The sequence below is a fragment of the Polaromonas sp. genome, assembly GCF_018780625.1.
Classification (GTDB): domain Bacteria; phylum Pseudomonadota; class Gammaproteobacteria; order Burkholderiales; family Burkholderiaceae_C; genus Polaromonas.
The window spans coordinates 10,643-27,361 of the sequence record NZ_JADMJK010000001.1 but is presented as its reverse complement, the minus strand read 5'-3'; the positions used below and the strand labels follow the sequence as shown (position 1 = coordinate 27,361).

The following is a 16,719-nucleotide window of genomic DNA, read 5'->3' as shown; positions in this document are numbered from 1 at the left end:
CGAGCCGCTTGCTGTTGTGGCTGATCAGCTCGTTGGCCGAATCCAGGATGTTGCCAAAACTTCGGTAATTGCGCTCCAGCTTGATCTGGTGCGTGACCTGAAACTCGCGCACAAAGTCGGCCATGTTGCCCACGCGCGCGCCGCGAAAGGCGTAAATACTCTGGTCGTCATCCCCCACGGCCACCACCGAGCCGCCGGGCATGGACGGCACGGCATCATCGCCCTGCCCGGCCAGCATCTTGATCCAGGCGTATTGCAGCTTGTTGGTGTCCTGAAACTCGTCAATCAGGATGTGGCGAAAGCGCCGCTGGTAATGTTCGCGGATCGGGGGGTTGTCACGCAGCAGCTCATAGCTGCGCAGCATCAACTCGCCAAAATCCACCACGCCTTCGCGCTGGCACTGGTCTTCATACAACGCGTAGATTTCCGCTTTTTTACGGCTTTCCTCGTCGCGCACCGGCAGATCCCTGGCGCGCTGGCCGTCTTCCTTGCAGCCGGCAATAAAGCGCATCAGCTGCTTGGGCGGAAAGCGCTCATCATCGACATTGAACTGCTTGCACAGCCGCTTGATGGCCGATAACTGGTCTTGCGTGTCGAGGATCTGAAAGCTCTGGGGCAAATTGGCCAGCTTGTAGTGCGCCCGCAAAAAACGGTTGCACAGCCCGTGAAAGGTGCCAATCCACATGCCGCGCACATTGACGGGCAGCATGGCGGACAGCCGCACCAGCATTTCCTTGGCCGCCTTGTTGGTGAAGGTGACGGCCAAAATGCCGCCGGGCGAGACCTGGCCGGTTTGCAGCAGCCAGGCAATGCGGGTGGTGAGCACCCGGGTTTTGCCGGAACCGGCCCCGGCGAGAATCAGGGCGTGGGTGGCGGGCAAAGTCACCGCAGCCAGTTGCTCCGGATTAAGATTTTGCAAGAGGGGGGAGCTTGGCGCGACTTCTGAGAACATTCCCTATTGTAGAAACCCTGATGAAACCTTTTTATGCCCCGCCATTTGGCTTGTGTGATGGCGCCATGGCGCACGGGCGCGGGATCGGCCGGCCCATATAAGGGCTATACGGTCCGCGCCATGCGCGCACGGTGCGCAGGCGCCTAAAATCGCGCACCGGGCCCAAGCAATTGCGCCCGGTTTTTTGTTGGCGAATCCCCTTCGCGGGGCGCAGCCCTGCCAACACCAGCCGGACCAATCCAAGCGCCTCCTGTTCATCAACAGCCTTGAAGGAGCTTGGACGACATGGAAATATTCGACTACGACAACATCCTGCTGCTGCCGCGCAAATGCCGCGTGGAAAGCCGCTCGGAATGCAATGCGGGTGTGACGCTGGGCAGCCGCACGTTCCGCATTCCGGTGGTGCCGGCCAACATGAAAACGGTAGTCAATGAGGACATTTGCGTCTGGATGGCCCAAAACGGCTATTTCTATGTGATGCACCGCTTCGACCTGGACAACCTCCAGTTTGTGCGCAGCATGAAAGCCAGGGGCGTGTACGCCTCGATTTCGCTGGGTGTGAAGCAGCCCGACTACGACACGGTGGACCAGCTGGTGGCCGAAGGCCTGGCGCCTGACTACATCACGATTGACATTGCGCACGGCCACGCCGATACGGTGCAAAAGATGATCGGCTACCTGAAGAAAAAGCTGCCCGCATCGTTTGTGATTGCCGGCAACGTGGCCACGCCCGAAGCCGTGATTGACCTGGAAAACTGGGGCGCTGACGCGACCAAGGTGGGCATTGGTCCGGGCAAGGTCTGCATCACCAAGATGAAGACCGGCTTTGGCACCGGCGGCTGGCAGTTGTCGGCGCTCAAGTGGTGCGCGCGCGTGGCAACCAAGCCCATCATTGCCGACGGCGGCATACGCGAACATGGCGACATCGCCAAGTCCATCCGCTTTGGCGCGACCATGGTCATGATTGGCGCGATGCTGGCCGGTCTGGAAGAAAGCCCGGGCCAGACCGTGGAAGTCGACGGCAAGCTGTTCAAGGAATACTACGGCAGCGCCTCGGACTTCAACAAAGGCGAGTACAAGCATGTCGAAGGCAAGCGCATCCTGGAGCCGATCAAGGGCAAACTGGTCGATACGCTGCGTGAAATGGAAGAAGACATCCAGAGCGCGATCAGCTATTCAGGCGGCACCAGGCTGATGGACATCCGCAAGGTCAACTACGTGGTGCTGGGCGGCAAGAACGCGAACGAAGACCTGCTGATCTGAGCGGCCAGCGACGGGCGTTATGCCCTTATGGCGTTGTGGGCTTCCCCAACAAGGCCAAAGCCAGCTGGTGCAGCCGATGCACAGGCTGGACCAGGGCCTCCAGCACGCTGAAGTGATTCAGCCCGTCCAGGGTCTCGCAGACCGGCACGGTTTTCTTGCCCCAGGCCTGCTGGATCAATTGGTTTTGGCGCAAGAACTCGGCGCTCTCGCTGCCGCCCGCCACGCTGTACAGCGTGCCCTTGCGCGGCCGGGGCAGCCCGGCCGGGCTGACCCGTCGCACCTGCGCTGGCGTGAGTCGCAACGAGTCCTTCAAAAATGGGGTGTGCAGCATGGGCGCCAGGTCGTACAAGCCTGAAATCGACAAGGCATTTTTCAGCAGATCGGTCGGCAGATCAGGCGCATAGGCGGGCCAGTTGCAGGTCAGCAGCATGGCCGCCAGATGGCCGCCGGCCGAATGACCGACCACGGTGATGCGGCGGGGATCGCCACCATGCGCGCCAATATGGCGCCAGGTCCATGCCAGCGCCCGCACCATCTGGAGCGTGATGTCGGGAATGCGCACCGCCGGGCACAAGCCATAGTTGGGCACCACCACGCAGGCGCCAGCCTCTGCAAATGCGGGCGCCACAAATGAATGGTCAGCCTTGTCCAGCGAACGCCAGTAGCCGCCATGGATGAACACCAGCACAGGCGCGCCGGCCGCGTCCGCCGGACTGCGGCCGGACATGGTGGCAGGAAACACATCGAGCGTTTCGGCCGGCCCCTGGCCGTAGGGCACGTCCAGCAGACAAGGCTGGCTGTTGCGTACCCGCCGGGATTCCAGATCCCAGCGGCTGAAGTAATCAGCATGGTCCGGCACCAGCGCCCGGTTGTTGTACATGCGGTCCAGCCACTGGGGGTCCAAATTTGCGGCGAGACTGTTCATGCGTGCTTTCTTCATTTTTCCAGGTACCTTTTTTACATGAGAACCAGTCCATGAATTGACGCGTGCAATTGCCTTGATGATACCAATTTGGTTTTGAAGACGTAATAATTTCTACATTGGGCCTAATTGGTTTAAGAAAAATGGGGCGGGCAAACCCTTGTTCCGTTGGTGTTTTCCCGAACTCCCGGCATTTTCCCGTCTTATTTGGTTGACTATTGGATGGTTTTGGTTGAAATTACGGTCTCATTCAGGACACCGGTACAGCGAAGAAAAACTGCCACGCATCGACAACCAGAACCATAGGAAAAAATTTTGCGCGTTGCCACTAATGCCACTTCTTCATGACATGGACCAAGACAGGCAGGCGTGCTCTGAAACCGGTTTGCGTGCGTTTTTTCAGCACTTTTTTCAAGACGCTTCAAGGCGCAGGCCTTCAAGCACGGACCAGGCGCTGTGCAGCGCCATTAAAACAGGAGATTTTTGATGAGTAAGGTGACGTGGACGGGCGGTATTGAACACTGGACCCAAAAAGGCGATGTCAAACTTTTTTTATGGGAGAAAAAAGCCTCGCTCAACGTGCCTTTTGCAGGCACCGTGTTTTTTGTCCATGGTTCATCCATGGCATCGCAACCGACGTTTGACCTGGCTGTGCCAGGGCGCCCCTATTCATCGGCCATGGACTGGTTTTGCGACCAGGGCTTTGACACCTGGACCATGGACAACGAAGGCTACGGCCGCTCTGACAAGCACCGCGACATCAATTTCGACATCAGCAACGGTGCCGACGACCTGGCTGCGGGCAGCGAATACATACTCAAGCAAACCGGCGCCGAATCACTGCTCATGTACGGCATTTCTTCCGGTGCGCTGAAAGCGGCCCTGTTTACCGAGCGGCACCCCGAACGGGTCTCCAAGCTGGCCCTGGACGCCTTTGTCTGGACAGGCGAAGGCAGCCACACCCTGGATCAGCGCAAGAAAAAACTGCCTGAGTTCCTGGCCAAAAACCGCCGTCCCATAGACCGCGCATTCGTGCACAGTATTTTTCAGCGCGACCATCCCGGCGCTGCGGACGAAAACACCGTCAATGCGTTTGCCGACGCCATCCTGACCCTGGACGACTCCATGCCCACCGGCACCTATGTGGACATGTGCTCGCGGCTGCCTTTGGTGGACCCGAAGAACCTGCCGGTGCCGTGCATTATTTTGCGCGGCGAATACGACGGCATTGCGGGCATGGATGACCTGATCCAGTTTTTCCTGCAACTCCCCAACATGAACAAGCAGTTCAGCGTCATGCGGGGCATCTCGCACGCCAGCTTCCAGCAAAAGAACTACATGATGGTTTATCACATTTTGCACAGCTTTTTTACACTGCCAGAACCGGCATACAAAGGGGAATCATGAAAGCACTACTCAACTCGGTGGTACTGGCCTGCGGGCTGTCCCTGGTTTCGGGCGCGGCGTTTGCACAGGCCTATCCAACGCGGCCAGTGAAATTGATCGTTCCTTTTGCACCAGGAGGCTTTACCGATGTGGTGGCCCGCATCCTGGGGCAAAAGCTGTCGGTGGCTATGGGCCAGCAGTTTGTGGTTGAAAACAAGGCCGGAGCTGGCTCCACCATCGGCACGGACTTCGTCGCCAAGGCTGCGCCCGACGGCTACACGCTGGTGATGGTTTCGACCACCCATGTGATCAGCCCGTCCATTTACAAAAACATGCCTTACGATCCGATCAAAAGCTTCACGGTGATCTCCAAGCTGGTGGACTCGCCGTATGTGCTGCTGGTCAACCCCAAGTTGCCGGCGCGCAACGTGCAGGAACTGGTGACGCTGGCCAAGGCCGCGCCTGACACCATCCACTACGCTTCCTCAGGCAACGGCAGCTCGCAACACCTGATGGGCGGGCTGTTTGCGTCGATGACCGGCGCGCCGCTCAAGCATGTGCCCTACCGGGGAAGCGGCGCCGCTGCGACCGACCTGGTCGCTGGCGTGGTCGAAAGCAGCTTTGCGGGCGTTCCCAATGCGCTGTCGCAGGTGCCGCAGGGCCGCCTCAGGGCGCTGGCCGTGACCACGGCCAAACGCATACCGCAGTTGCCGGACGTGCCGACCATGCAGGAGGCCGGCGTGCCGGGCTACGAAGCGTCGGTCTGGCTGGCATTGCTGGCGCCTGCGGGCACCCCCAAGGACATCGTGATGCGGCTCAACGGCGAAATCGCCAAGGTCATGAGCGCACCGGATACCCAGAAAGCGCTTTACGACGCTGGCGTGGAGCCGACGCCATCAACCCCCGAAGCCATGGCGGACTACATGGCCAAGGATATGACGCGATGGGCCAAGGTGATCAAGGACACAGGCATCAAGCTGGAGTGATCCGGCCGGCACGGGGCATTAAAAAAGCCGCTGCAACCCTTTCGGTTTGCAGCGGCTTTTATTTTGCCGGTCAGCGTTGACTCAGCACGGGAGATCAGTCACGCGGCTGCTTGGAAAATTTACCGGCATTTTTAGCGGCGTCACGCGGGACAAACACCTTGCCAGCTGGCTTGGCAAATGCCGGCTTTGCAAATGCGGGCTTGCGGTTGGCAAAATCACCACGAGGCGCAAAGCCTTCGTTGCCGCCGCCAAAGTTGCGGTCTTCACGCGGAGCAAAGCCGGCGTTGTTGTTGCCAAAACCACGGTCGTCCGGACGGCGCGAGTTGCGGTCATTGAAGCCCGAACGGTCCGCATAGGCATTGCCCTGTGGTGCTGGAGGACGGCCCTGGAAGGAGCCGCCGCGGTCATCACGGTTGCCGCCGAAGCCGCCACCGGAATTACCGCCAAAACTTCCTGCATTGCCACCACCTGAACCGCCACCATAGCCGCCACCGGCAGGCTTGCGGCCCGCAAAACCACCACGGTCGCCACCGCCGCCGCCGAAGCTGCGGCCGCCACCACGGTCATCACGACCACCGCCGAAATTGCCACGTGGGCGCTCGGAAGTCGGTGCGAAACGCTGCTGCGGCTCCAGACCGGCAATCACGCTGGCCTTGAGGTTTTGCTGGGTATAGTGCTCGATGTCCTGGATCTTGCGGCGGTCGCGGAATTCGGCGATCGTGATCGCCTGACCTTCGCGGCCGGCACGGCCGGTACGGCCAATGCGGTGCACATAGTCTTCGGCTTTCATCGGCAGGCCGTAGTTGATGACGTGCGTGATGGTCGGAACGTCCAGACCACGGGCAGCCACGTCGGTAGCGACCAGAATCTGCACGCGGCCATCACGGAAAGCCATCAGGCGACGATTGCGCAGGCCCTGGCCCAAGGCGCCATGCAGCGCCACGGCGCTAAAGCCTTCTTGCACCAGGTCATTGGCCAGGCCGTCACACTCCACCTGCGTGCAGGCAAAAACGATCGCCTGGTTGATGGTGGTGTCACGCAGCCAGTGGTCCAGCAGCTTGCGCTTGTGGGTCATGTTGTCGGCCCACAGCAGCGACTGCGTGATCGATGCATGCTTTTCGTGCGGCGAGTCGATTTCGACACGCTGGGGCTGGCGCATGACGCGGGTCGCCAGTTGCATGATGCGCGGCGCAAACGTGGCGCTGAACATCATGGTCTGCTTGCGCTCGATGGTGAGCTGGTTGACTTCGGTCAGGTCGTCGGCAAAGCCGAGGTCCAGCATGCGGTCGGCTTCGTCAACCACCAGGAATTGGACCTGGTCGAGCTTGATCTGCATGCTGCGCTGCAAATCGAGAAGACGGCCGGGTGTGGCCACCACGAGGTCGGCGTTTTGCAGCTTGGCAATTTGCAGCTGGTAAGGAATGCCACCCACCACGTTGGCAACGCGCAGGCCGCGGCAATGGCGCACCAGATCAATCGCATCGGCGCAGACCTGTTGGGCCAGCTCACGCGTGGGGCACAGGATCAGGGCGCCAGGGGTGGCGGCCTTGAAGTTGCGCATGTTGGTCGGGTCTTTACGCTTTGGCTTTTTCAAAGGCGCTTCGCCGCGGGCAACGGCTTCGGCGCTCAGGCGTTCGAATTCGGCACGCTCAAAACGCTCGGCTTCTTCTTGTTGCTTGAGCAGGGTGTGCAGCACGGGCAACAGGAACGCAGCGGTTTTGCCGCTACCGGTCTGGCTGGAAACCAGCAGATCGGTGAATTTTGGCGCTTTAGGGTCGGCATCCAGGGCTTGCATGGCCTTGGGGATGGTCGCCATCTGCACGGCGGTCGGCTGGGTAAAACCCATGTCGGCCACGGCTTGCAGCAGTTCCTTGGCCAGGCCAAGTTTCACAAAGCCATTAGGCTCGGCGATCACGGCTTCCAGCGAGGTTGCGACAGCAACAGGCTCGTCAGAAGAGAAGTCTGGAATCACGTGGATGTCCAGGTCAGCAATGGTTTCGGTAATTTCAGGCGCAAAGTCGCCGCGCGTCTCAAAAGAGTCAGTCATGTTTTTTTCTCACTAATCCCCTGTCAGCTTTGTTTTTGGCAAAGAAACAGGAAACTCCACCTCCCGCGATGCAGAAGGCTTCGTTCATGGTTAATAAAACATCAACCATCAAACGAATATACGGATCAGGAACAGAATTGCCCTGATGCGGTGACTCTGAAAATAGAGTCCAAAAGTGTGAGGTAGATGTACAAATGCAATGCACGGTGTGCAACTGCAAGCCCATGATTATGGCACGGTTTGCGGGTTTCTACTAGTCTTTACACAAGAAAACGCCTTGCAGCGCGCCCGCAAGGCGTCGCAACGAGATCAAAACGCTATTAATAAAGTAGCAATTAGCCCTTAAAGGCATTGGGCGAATGGCCAGAATCGTCTAAATATCACTTTAAAAAATGCTTGCGGTAGTGCTCCATCTCGTCGATGGACTCGTTCACATCGGCCAGTGCCGTGTGCATCTGGCGCTTCTTGAATCCGCTATAGACATCCGGACGCCAGCGCTTGGCCAACTCCTTGAAGGTGCTGACATCGACGTTGCGGTAATGAAAAAACGCCTCCAGCTTGGGCATGTACTTGGCCAGAAAGCGCCTGTCCTGTCCAATCGAGTTGCCGCACATGGGCGTCGTGCCCTTGGGCACATACTTGGCCAAAAATGCCAGCATTTGCGCCTGGGCATCTTCCTCGGTCACGCTACTGGCCTTGACCTTCTCGATCAGCCCGCTGCGGCCGTGGGTGCCTTTGTTCCATTTGTCCATCAGTCCCAGCAGTTCGTCGGACTGGTGGATGACCAGCACCGGGCCTTCAATGCGCGGCGTGAGTTGCGGACCGGTGACGATCACGGCAATTTCGATCACGCGTTCCTTTTCCGGGTCCAGGCCGGTCATTTCGCAGTCCAGCCAGACCAGGTTCTGGTCTGATTTTTTAAGAGGGGGTTCAATTTCAGGCATCTTGCGATTCTCGCCGATAGCCTAAACTCTTCAGGATGCTTGATTATTCACTTGTCTTTACCCTGCTGTTTTCAGCCGTTCTGGTGCTGGGGGTGATCACCCGGTTCTACCTGACGTCGCGGCAAATACGCCACGTGGCGCGGCACCGGGACAACGTGCCGGCCGCCTTTGCCGCCACCATTGCGCTGCCTTCGCACCAGAAGGCGGCCGACTACACCATTGCCAAGGCGCGCCTGGGCATGCTGGAAACGGCTTTTGGCACCGCGCTGCTGCTGGGCTGGACGCTGCTGGGCGGCCTGGATGCGCTGAACCAGGCGCTGCTGGCTTCATTCCTGGCCAATTACGGCAGCCTGCTACCGCAATTGGCCCTGCTGGCGGCGTTCGGCGTGATCAGTGGCCTGCTGGACCTGCCCTTCACGCTGTACAGCACCTTCCGGCTGGAAGAACGCTTCGGCTTTAACAAAATGACGCTCAAGCTCTGGCTGGCCGACCTGGTCAAGTCCACCCTGGTAGGCGCCGTGATCGGCCTGCCCATCGTGACTCTGATCCTGTGGCTGATGGGCAGCGCCGGCAGCTTGTGGTGGCTGTGGGCGTGGGCGGTGTGGATGGGTTTCAACCTGCTGGCGCTGGTGCTCTTTCCCACCGTGATTGCGCCGCTGTTCAATAAATTCAAACCGCTGGACGACGAGGCCCTTAAGGCGCGGGTGACGGCCCTGATGCAGCGCTGCGGCTTTGCCGCCAAAGGCTTGTTCGTGATGGACGGCAGCAAGCGCTCGGCGCACGCCAACGCGTACTTCACGGGTTTTGGCGCCGCCAAGCGCGTGGTGTTTTACGACACCCTGCTCAAACAGCTGAACCCGGGCGAAGTGGATGCGGTGCTGGCGCACGAGCTGGGCCACTTCAAGCACAAGCACATCATCAAGCGCATCGTGTCGATGTTTGCCATGAGCCTGGTCGGCTTTGCGCTGCTGGGCTGGCTGTCGTCCCAGGTGTGGTTCTACACCGGGCTGGGCGTTCAGCCGAACCTGGCGGGCGCCAACGACGCGCTGGCCTTGCTGCTGTTTTTGCTGGTGGTGCCGCTTTTCAGCTTTTTCATCTCACCCGTGTTTGCCCAGTTCTCACGCAAGCATGAATTCGAGGCCGACGCCTACGCCATCTCGCAAACGGACGGCAAGGACCTGCAAAGCGCCCTGCTCAAGCTCTACCAGGACAACGCAAGCACCCTCACGCCCGATCCTTTGTTCGTGAAGTTTTACTACTCCCACCCACCCGCCTCCGAGCGGCTGGGACGCATAACCCCTTTGGTCGAAAGCACCGCGCCATGAGCAACCCGATTCATCAAAACCGCCGCGCCTTGAGCGCCACGGAAATTGTCACGCAGCTGACCAAGCTCAACGGCGAGCAGCCGCTGGGCTGGCGACTGATGGACGGCGCACTTGAAAAAACCTTCAACTTCAAGAACTTTTACGAAACCATGGGCTTTGTCAATGCCGTGGCGTTTATTGCTAATGCCGAAGACCATCATCCGGATCTGTCGGTGCGCTTCAGCAAATGCACGGTTCGCTTCAACACCCACGATGTGAACGGCATTTCCGTCAGTGACTTTTTCTGTGCGTCCAAGGTTGACGCCTTGCTGGTTTGAGCAAACCGGCGCAACAAGGGCGCGCGAGCGCGGCCCCGGTCTCTGGCACGCAGCCCGGTTTGGTCGTCGCCAGTTTTGGCCGCCATGTACTGGTTGAAACCGAATCCGGCCAGCGCCTGATCTGCCACCCACGTGGCAAGAAAAACCAGGCGCTGGTCGGTGACCGCGTGCGCTGGCTGCCGTCGCAGGACGAAGGCACGCTGGAGAAAATTGAAGAGCGCAGCAACCTGTTTTACCGGCAGGACGAGATGCGCACCAAGTCATTTGCCGCCAATCTGGACCAGGTCCTGATCCTGATCGCAGCAGAACCCGAATTTTCGGAAAGCCAGCTGACGCGGGCGCTGATTGCCGCTGAAGCCGAACGCATCACGCCCATCATTGCGCTTAACAAGAGCGACCTGGCCGAACCGTTCGGACGCGCCTGGGCCAAGCTGGCACCCTACCGCGCCATGGGCTACCAGATGCTGCCGCTTGCGATCAAGCCCAAAACCGGCACGGGCGCGCCCAGTGACACGCAGCCGGCCGAACTGATGGAGTTGATGCGCGGCAAAAAGACCCTGGTGCTGGGCCCTTCAGGCGCAGGGAAAAGCAGCCTGACCAATCTGCTGGTGCCGCAGGCAAAGGTGCTGACGGCGGAAATCTCCCAAGCCCTGAACTCCGGAAAACACACCACCACCAGCACCACGCTGTACTGGGTTGATGAAGCAAGAACCACCGCGCTGATTGATTCGCCGGGTTTTCAGGAGTTTGGCCTGAACCACATTGAACCGATGCAGCTGGCCAACCTCATGCCCGACTTCAAGGCACATGCGCAGGATTGCAAGTTCTACAACTGCACGCATTTGCACGAGCCCGGCTGCGGTGTGATCTCAGAGGTCAAGGTGACCGACAGGCCCAGCAGTATTGGCGCAAGCCGTTATCGTTTGTACAGCGAACTGTTTGCCGAACTGTCGCAAACACGGTACTGAAACGCGTGGGGTGACTCGCCCCATCAACCCAGCAGGCGCGCCAGGGTCAGAAGTGCGAGCAGCGCCATCCAGAGCACGACAGAACGCCACACCAGTCCCACAATGCTGCGCAGATGAGACACTTCAGGCGCCCGGCCCGGCGTGGATTCTGTAGAAGCCCGGTCATCCGCTTCTGGCTCCCCAGCCGGAAACCCCTGCAAGGCTACGTCGGCCGGGACTGCCGCCTTGAGCGCTTCGCCGCCCAGCCTTACATTCACCGCACCCGAAGTCGCCGCGAGAATCACGCCATCGTTGCGGTTTTCGGAGGCTGCGGGGGCATTGGCCGCAAAGCGCTGGGTGTAATGGCGCCACGAATCAATGGCGTCCTCAAAACTACCCACGACGGCAAATCCAAGTGCCGTGGCGCGGGCGGGAACAAAATCAATCATGCCCCATGCCCGGGTGGCGACCCCCTGGAGGGCCGGACTGGCGCCCTCCCCCGGGAATTTGCTTTTGTGAACCCAGTAACGCGCCACAAACTCGCTCATGCGGTACAGCACCGCACCGGCAGGTCCCAGACCCAACGCGGCCAGCACTGAAAACCAGCCCAATACACCAAACACATGGCGGTGGGCGGCGAGTACCGAGTATTCAATCACGTGCCGGACAATTTCACTGCGCGGCAATTCACTGGCATCGACATTGCGCCATTGCGCCAGCAACTCGCGCGCCGTGGCCTCGTCACCGTCGTCCAGCGCATCGCGAATGTCGGTGAAATAATGGCTGAACTGGCGGAACCCCAGGGTGACATACAAAATAGCCACACTCCATGCAAAAGCCAGCAAAACACTCACGCGCAGGAGCAGCCAGTGAACCAGCAGCGTGACCAGCGCCGGAACCGCTACTGCAGCCGTCCATGCAATCCACCCGTGATGCGGCTTGCCGGTATCCAGATTACGACTGGCCCAGCGCGCCCAGCCCCGAAAGCCGACATGAACCCAGTTGCCACGTGCCAGTGGACGGGCCTGTTCAAGAATGAGTGCAAACAAAACGGCAAAAAAGCTCATGGCAAATCATAACGGCGTCTGACGTCATCACACCCGCTTTGTTTGCCCAGCCCATGGACCAAGGGCCGCCTGCCTCGGGGCATGCGCTGGCCTAAGCGCTCAAAAAGCGATAAAAATTGCGAAGCATTCCGGCCGTTGCGCCCCATATGTAACGTTCCCGCGCAGCCGCCCCGCGATCCATCTCGTCCAGAGCGTCGGTGTAGGGCATGGAAAGCCACTGGCGTGTCACGCCGTCGAATTCCATTTCATGCCGACGGTGATGGGCAGGGTTCATCAAATACCCGAGAGGCACTTCAAAAATATCGGCCACCTCATCGGGGTTGGGCTTCAGCACGAAGCCGGGTGTCACGAGGGCAACCACCGGGGTGACGATAAAGGCCGTGCCCGTGACATAAGTGGGCAAGGTGCCGAGCACCTCGACATGCGCCCGCGGCAAACCGATTTCCTCGTGCGCCTCCCGCAGTGCCGTATCCACAGCATCGACGTCGGATTCGTCGGTGCGGCCGCCGGGAAAGGCAATCTGGCCCGAATGCGCCCTGAGGTTGAGGGTCCGCTCCGTCAGCAGCAAGGTAAGCTCGTCGCGCATCACCAACGGCAAGAGCACAGCCGCAAGCGCCGGCTGCCGGTCTCCAAATTTCTTTTCCACGCTGTGCTCGGGCGTCCAGACCGGCGGCGTGCGGAACCGTTCACGCAAGGCTTGCGGCGTCAGGCGCTCACGCGCCACGTCGGCCAAGTGGCCATCCACGCCCAGCACAGGGATGCTTCGGGGATCAAAAACCGGCAACGGCTTGGTAAATTTCATGAGTTTTAAAGCATTGCGGCAATAAAAAAGCCGCCCGGCATTTACATGGGGCGGCTTCCTGGGGGCGTCAACTGCTTTTATGCAACTTTTCTGGCGCCCAGCTTTTCCTTGATACGCGCCGACTTGCCACTGCGGCTACGCAGGTAGTACAGCTTGGCGCGACGTACATCACCACGGCGCTTGACTTCGATCTTGGCGATCAGCGGGCTGTAGACCTGGAAGGTGCGCTCGACGCCTTCTCCATTGGAGATTTTGCGAACGATGAAGCTGGAGTTCAGGCCGCGATTGCGCTTGGCAATCACGACGCCTTCAAACGCCTGCAGACGCTTGCGTGTACCTTCAACCACGTTCACGCTCACGATGACGGTGTCGCCAGGCGCGTAAACAGGAATGGTTTTGTTCAAGCGGGCAATTTCTTCCTGCTCAAGAATTTGGATCAGATTCATAATTTTTCCATCAAATTTTTTCGTTCATTCACGCGCTACGCTAAAGACCGCAATTCCATGGATTCACGCTGACGCGGTATCGGATGGTTGCAGTGGCCGCCAGAGGATCGAAAAGCCTTTGATTATAGCAATTCAGGCGTCCTGATCCGGATTTTCAATAAGATCCGCCAAAAAAGTCTCGTCAGCTGTGCTCAAGTGGCCGGCTGTTCGGGCGCTTTGAACCAGTTCAGGGCGATTGCGCTGGGTCAGGGCCAGACGCTCTTCGCGCCGCCAGCGCTCAATACGCGCATGGTTGCCGGACATCAGGATGGGCGGTACGGGCTGGCCGCGCCAGACTTCCGGCCGGGTGTAGTGCGGGCAATCCAGCAACCCATCGAGCGCCGGATTAAAACTGTCCATCTGGTGGCTCCCCTCGTCATTGAGGACGCCGGGCTGCAGGCGTGCCACGGCGTCCAGCAGCGCCATGGCGGCGATCTCCCCGCCCGACAACACAAAATCACCGAGGCTGATCTGGCAATCGACATAGGTATCGATAAACCGCTGGTCCAGGCCTTCATAGCGGCCACAAATCAGCACCGCCCCGCTGCTGGCGGACCATTGCTCCACGCGGGCATGGTTCAGGACCTGGCCAATCGGCGAAAAAAGAACGACAGGCGCCGAAACATTACCGCAGGCGGCATCCGCCTGGCGACTGGCCCGAATGCTTTCCAGGCACAAGGTGAGCGGTTCAGCCATCATCACCATGCCGGGGCCACCGCCAAACGGTCGATCGTCCACGCGCCGATAGCTACCATCGGCAAAATCGCGGGGGTTCCAGAGTTTGACATCCACCAGGCCGGCCTCATAGGCACGGCGGGTGACGCCACTCGTCAGAAATGGGCCGAAAAGCTCGGGAAATAGGGTAATGACATCAAAGCGCATAAGGATGCCATTTTGCGCGCAGGGCCGGTATCAGGGCAATCTGCGCTGATACAGCCTTGACTACTTCAGTAGTCGGGTTGCCAGTCAACGGTAATACGTTTTCCGGCAATATCGACCGCGTCCACGTAGGCCGAGACAAACGGGATCATGCGTTCAGCCTTGGCGCTTGCGCCATCTTCCTGGACATCGGTGTATTCTACGCAGAGCACCGAATGCGGACCGGTGGCCATCAAGTCGCGGACACAACCGAGGTCGACACCCTCGCGATTGACCACGTTCAGGCCGATCAGATCGACCCAGTAATATTCGTCCTGGGATGCAGCCGGGAAGCTGCTGCGCGGCAAAAAGATGCGCACGCCCCGCAAGGCTTCAGCCGCATTGCGGTCATCGAGGCCGCCAAATTTGGCAACCACCGAACCCGAGTGATTTTTGGCTTCTTCGACGCTGATGGAGACCGTGCCGGAAAACAGGGAGAATCCCGGACGGAATTTGGCCTCAGGTGCTTGAAGAAACCAGGACTTGGCTGAAAAAAGTGCTTCTGGATCGGTGCTGTGCGGCAGGATTTTCACCCAGCCCTTGACACCCCATGCATCCAGAATGCGCCCGACTTCAATCGCATCAGCAGGCAGGCTTGCAGGCGTCAAGCCTGTTGACGATGAAGGACCGGACGACATCAGAACGCTGGAAATCAGGCAGCCTTGGCGGCGCCCTGCTTGATCAGGCGCTCAACGGTTGGGGACGCCTGGGCGCCAACACCAACCCAGTGGGTCAAACGGTCTTGCATGATGCGCAGACCTTCTTCGCCACCTTTGGCAATCGGGTTGTAAAAACCGATGCGTTCGATGAAACGGCCATCGCGGCGGACGCGCTTGTCAGCCACAACAATGTTGAAAAAAGGACGATGCTTGGAACCGCCGCGTGAAAGTCGGATGACGACCATAATTATTCCTTCGGGTGGTGGGGTAAAAACACCCCACTATATTTGCAGCGCTTGAGACACACGACATGGCCACCCGGCCAGCGAATTGCTGCAAAGCCTGCGATTATAGCCCGGTGTACAGGTCCTTTCCCCAAACCAGGCGACATAACTGCTCGCCGGGCGGATGCGCCGCCCGGATCACGCACCCAGGCCTTCAACACTTCGCACCATAATCCCCGCATGCACGCACCTTCGACGAAAAATAAAACCGCGGCCACCTGGCTAGCCTTCATAGGCGGCCAACTGGGGCTGCATCGCCTCTACCTGTTTGGTCTTGGCGACATTTGGGCATGGATGCATCCGATCGCCGCAGCCTTGGGCTGGTGGGGCGTGGAGCGCGTCCGGATGTATGGCCAGGACGATCAACTGGCCTGGTTTTTGATTCCCCTGCTGGGCTTCACACTGGCGGGGACCGCACTGACCGCCATCTACTATGGTCTGATGCCGCCTGAAAAATGGAATGCGCAACACAATCCGGCGATGCCTGATGCGGCAGCCGGCAACACCAACTGGCTCACCATAGGCGCGATCGTCTTCGCCTTGCTGTTCGGGGCGATTTCCCTGATGTCCAGCATTGCCTTCAGCTTTCAGCGCTACTTCGAGCACCAGGTTGCAGAAGCCCGAAAAATAAGCCAATGAGGCGATGCAACCGAACTTTTCACCTTGACCATATAATTAATTGCGCATATTTTGGCGCGAGATAGCGAAAAATAAGCTGGTTTTTGTACAGGAATGATCGCAAGGGTCAGACCAGTACAGCTTCTCCATGGCACGCATTCACTGCTTCGCCATGAGAAGCCAGGCACCCTTTTTCAGGGGTGTCCAACAGCGCTTTTCCGTTTTATTTTCGAGGATAACCATCATGACCCCCACCCGCAGAACCTTTGTCATTCACTCCGTTGTCGGCGCCAGTGCGTTGGCCACCGGCAGCCTGGCCTTTGCCCAGACGATGGTACTGGACACCGATCCGCAAGCCATTGCACTCGGCTACAAGAACGACGCAAGCAAGGCTGACAAGGCCAAGTACCCTAAATATGCCGCAGGCCAGAATTGCGCCAACTGCGCCCTGTACCAGGCCAAAGCTGGCGACCCCGTTGGCGCATGCCCGCTGTTTGCCGGCAAGCAAGTGTCCGCAAAAGCATGGTGCAGCGCCTGGGCCAAAAAGGCCTGATTTTTTAGCGCCACTGCGGCGTCCGCTTGGCCAGACGCTGCGGTTAGCGCAGGAACATTAAAAAGCACCCCGATGCGCAGACAGGCTACGGCCTGGTTTGCGCTTTTTTTTGCCTCTTTCAGGGCGACACTGCAGCCTGACCACACGCCGCCCCAGGTGCGCCCCAGCGGGCCGGACTTAAAAGATCTGCAGGCCCAGACGATGGTGCCGGCAACGCCCCAGCGCACGGCCGAAGCCCGCCGGG

Annotated in this window: 18 protein-coding genes; 8 read left to right on the top strand and 10 right to left on the bottom strand. The window is 59.3% G+C overall.

Annotated elements, in window-relative coordinates; all coding sequences use genetic code 11:
- On the bottom strand, positions 1 to 952 hold a 952-nt coding region (locus tag IV091_RS00170), incomplete at its 3' end, for a UvrD-helicase domain-containing protein (RefSeq protein ID WP_293463809.1).
- Between the two features lie 285 nt (positions 953 to 1,237).
- Here IV091_RS00170 and IV091_RS00165 point away from each other — a divergent pair.
- Positions 1,238 to 2,215 (top strand): GMP reductase, encoded by a 978-nt coding sequence (locus tag IV091_RS00165; protein ID WP_293463806.1) that lies wholly within the window; start codon positions 1,238 to 1,240, stop codon positions 2,213 to 2,215.
- Between the two features lie 25 nt (positions 2,216 to 2,240).
- Here the strand turns inward: IV091_RS00165 and IV091_RS00160 are convergent, their stop codons facing one another.
- On the bottom strand, positions 2,241 to 3,140 hold the full coding sequence (locus IV091_RS00160; RefSeq protein WP_293463803.1) for an alpha/beta hydrolase: 900 nt from the start codon (positions 3,138 to 3,140) through the stop codon (positions 2,241 to 2,243).
- Between the two features lie 483 nt (positions 3,141 to 3,623).
- On the opposite strand from IV091_RS00160, the gene IV091_RS00155 reads away from it, so the two are divergent.
- Both IV091_RS00155 and IV091_RS00150 read left to right on the top strand, forming a co-directional pair.
- Positions 3,624 to 4,544 carry an alpha/beta hydrolase gene (locus IV091_RS00155; RefSeq protein ID WP_293463800.1) on the top strand — a complete coding sequence of 307 codons (921 nt, stop codon included), beginning with the start codon at positions 3,624 to 3,626 and terminating at the stop codon, positions 4,542 to 4,544.
- Positions 4,541 to 5,509 carry a tripartite tricarboxylate transporter substrate binding protein gene (locus IV091_RS00150; protein ID WP_293463797.1) on the top strand — a complete coding sequence of 323 codons (969 nt, stop codon included), beginning with the start codon at positions 4,541 to 4,543 and terminating at the stop codon, positions 5,507 to 5,509. The genes IV091_RS00155 and IV091_RS00150 overlap by 4 nt, the downstream gene beginning before the upstream one ends.
- A 94-nt stretch (positions 5,510 to 5,603) precedes the next feature.
- Here the strand turns inward: IV091_RS00150 and IV091_RS00145 are convergent, their stop codons facing one another.
- The gene (locus IV091_RS00145) at positions 5,604 to 7,556 is read right to left on the bottom strand and encodes a DEAD/DEAH box helicase (RefSeq protein WP_293463794.1); all 1,953 of its coding nucleotides are present in this window, start codon (positions 7,554 to 7,556) and stop codon (positions 5,604 to 5,606) included.
- Positions 7,557 to 7,936: 380 nt separating this feature from the next.
- Positions 7,937 to 8,500, bottom strand: a complete 564-nt coding sequence (gene orn, locus IV091_RS00140; protein WP_293463792.1) for an oligoribonuclease — start codon at positions 8,498 to 8,500, stop codon at positions 7,937 to 7,939.
- Between the two features lie 35 nt (positions 8,501 to 8,535).
- On the opposite strand from orn, the gene IV091_RS00135 reads away from it, so the two are divergent.
- From IV091_RS00135 to rsgA, 3 genes are read left to right on the top strand one after another with little or no spacing between them, the layout of a single operon-like run.
- Positions 8,536 to 9,825, top strand: a complete 1,290-nt coding sequence (locus IV091_RS00135; protein ID WP_293463789.1) for a M48 family metallopeptidase — start codon at positions 8,536 to 8,538, stop codon at positions 9,823 to 9,825.
- Positions 9,822 to 10,142 carry a 4a-hydroxytetrahydrobiopterin dehydratase gene (locus IV091_RS00130; RefSeq protein WP_293463786.1) on the top strand — a complete coding sequence of 107 codons (321 nt, stop codon included), beginning with the start codon at positions 9,822 to 9,824 and terminating at the stop codon, positions 10,140 to 10,142. Before IV091_RS00135 ends, IV091_RS00130 begins: the two co-directional genes overlap by 4 nt.
- Entirely contained in the window at positions 10,139 to 11,110 is a 972-nt protein-coding gene (rsgA, locus tag IV091_RS00125) for a ribosome small subunit-dependent GTPase A (protein WP_293463783.1), read from the top strand. The genes IV091_RS00130 and rsgA overlap by 4 nt, the downstream gene beginning before the upstream one ends.
- Before the next feature lie 23 nt (positions 11,111 to 11,133).
- On the opposite strand, the gene IV091_RS00120 is transcribed toward rsgA, so the two are convergent.
- The 6 genes from IV091_RS00120 to rpsP all read right to left on the bottom strand — a co-directional run bounded on the left by IV091_RS00120 (position 11,134) and on the right by rpsP (position 15,265).
- Complete coding sequence (locus IV091_RS00120) at positions 11,134 to 12,156, bottom strand: CobD/CbiB family protein (protein ID WP_293463781.1); 1,023 nt, start codon at positions 12,154 to 12,156, stop codon at positions 11,134 to 11,136.
- Between the two features lie 91 nt (positions 12,157 to 12,247).
- Complete coding sequence (locus IV091_RS00115) at positions 12,248 to 12,958, bottom strand: CoA pyrophosphatase (protein ID WP_293463778.1); 711 nt, start codon at positions 12,956 to 12,958, stop codon at positions 12,248 to 12,250.
- A gap of 77 nt (positions 12,959 to 13,035) precedes the next feature.
- Positions 13,036 to 13,404: a 50S ribosomal protein L19 gene (gene rplS, locus IV091_RS00110; RefSeq protein WP_293463775.1), complete on the bottom strand. Its 369-nt coding sequence runs from the start codon at positions 13,402 to 13,404 to the stop codon at positions 13,036 to 13,038.
- Positions 13,405 to 13,536: 132 nt separating this feature from the next.
- The gene (gene trmD / locus IV091_RS00105) at positions 13,537 to 14,325 is read right to left on the bottom strand and encodes a tRNA (guanosine(37)-N1)-methyltransferase TrmD (protein ID WP_293463772.1); all 789 of its coding nucleotides are present in this window, start codon (positions 14,323 to 14,325) and stop codon (positions 13,537 to 13,539) included.
- A 65-nt stretch (positions 14,326 to 14,390) separates the two neighbouring features.
- A complete protein-coding gene (gene rimM, locus IV091_RS00100; RefSeq protein WP_293463769.1) occupies positions 14,391 to 14,999 on the bottom strand; it encodes a ribosome maturation factor RimM in 609 nt (202 codons plus the stop codon).
- 14 nt (positions 15,000 to 15,013) lie between these two features.
- Positions 15,014 to 15,265 carry a 30S ribosomal protein S16 gene (gene rpsP, locus IV091_RS00095; RefSeq protein WP_293463766.1) on the bottom strand — a complete coding sequence of 84 codons (252 nt, stop codon included), beginning with the start codon at positions 15,263 to 15,265 and terminating at the stop codon, positions 15,014 to 15,016.
- 219 nt (positions 15,266 to 15,484) lie between these two features.
- Between rpsP and IV091_RS00090 the strand changes: the two genes are divergently transcribed.
- Together IV091_RS00090 and IV091_RS00085 are read left to right on the top strand one after the other, a co-directional pair.
- The gene (locus IV091_RS00090; protein ID WP_293463763.1) at positions 15,485 to 15,943 is read left to right on the top strand and encodes a hypothetical protein; all 459 of its coding nucleotides are present in this window, start codon (positions 15,485 to 15,487) and stop codon (positions 15,941 to 15,943) included.
- Positions 15,944 to 16,166: 223 nt separating this feature from the next.
- Entirely contained in the window at positions 16,167 to 16,475 is a 309-nt protein-coding gene (locus IV091_RS00085) for a high-potential iron-sulfur protein (RefSeq protein WP_293463761.1), read from the top strand.
- Positions 16,476 to 16,719 lie beyond the last annotated feature (244 nt).

What these genes read in the sequence shown, in the direction of transcription:
- IV091_RS00165 (WP_293463806.1), top strand. Translation starts at nt 1,238, where the DNA reads ATGGAAATATTCGACTACGACAACATCCTGCTGCTGCCGCGCAAATGC.
- IV091_RS00160 (WP_293463803.1), bottom strand. Translation starts at nt 3,140, where the DNA reads ATGAACAGTCTCGCCGCAAATTTGGACCCCCAGTGGCTGGACCGCATG.
- IV091_RS00155 (WP_293463800.1), top strand. Translation starts at nt 3,624, where the DNA reads ATGAGTAAGGTGACGTGGACGGGCGGTATTGAACACTGGACCCAAAAA.
- IV091_RS00150 (WP_293463797.1), top strand. Translation starts at nt 4,541, where the DNA reads ATGAAAGCACTACTCAACTCGGTGGTACTGGCCTGCGGGCTGTCCCTG.
- IV091_RS00145 (WP_293463794.1), bottom strand. Translation starts at nt 7,556, where the DNA reads ATGACTGACTCTTTTGAGACGCGCGGCGACTTTGCGCCTGAAATTACC.
- orn (WP_293463792.1), bottom strand. Translation starts at nt 8,500, where the DNA reads ATGCCTGAAATTGAACCCCCTCTTAAAAAATCAGACCAGAACCTGGTC.
- IV091_RS00135 (WP_293463789.1), top strand. Translation starts at nt 8,536, where the DNA reads ATGCTTGATTATTCACTTGTCTTTACCCTGCTGTTTTCAGCCGTTCTG.
- IV091_RS00130 (WP_293463786.1), top strand. Translation starts at nt 9,822, where the DNA reads ATGAGCAACCCGATTCATCAAAACCGCCGCGCCTTGAGCGCCACGGAA.
- IV091_RS00120 (WP_293463781.1), bottom strand. Translation starts at nt 12,156, where the DNA reads ATGAGCTTTTTTGCCGTTTTGTTTGCACTCATTCTTGAACAGGCCCGT.
- IV091_RS00115 (WP_293463778.1), bottom strand. Translation starts at nt 12,958, where the DNA reads ATGAAATTTACCAAGCCGTTGCCGGTTTTTGATCCCCGAAGCATCCCT.
- rplS (WP_293463775.1), bottom strand. Translation starts at nt 13,404, where the DNA reads ATGAATCTGATCCAAATTCTTGAGCAGGAAGAAATTGCCCGCTTGAAC.
- trmD (WP_293463772.1), bottom strand. Translation starts at nt 14,325, where the DNA reads ATGCGCTTTGATGTCATTACCCTATTTCCCGAGCTTTTCGGCCCATTT.
- rimM (WP_293463769.1), bottom strand. Translation starts at nt 14,999, where the DNA reads ATGTCGTCCGGTCCTTCATCGTCAACAGGCTTGACGCCTGCAAGCCTG.
- rpsP (WP_293463766.1), bottom strand. Translation starts at nt 15,265, where the DNA reads ATGGTCGTCATCCGACTTTCACGCGGCGGTTCCAAGCATCGTCCTTTT.
- IV091_RS00090 (WP_293463763.1), top strand. Translation starts at nt 15,485, where the DNA reads ATGCACGCACCTTCGACGAAAAATAAAACCGCGGCCACCTGGCTAGCC.
- IV091_RS00085 (WP_293463761.1), top strand. Translation starts at nt 16,167, where the DNA reads ATGACCCCCACCCGCAGAACCTTTGTCATTCACTCCGTTGTCGGCGCC.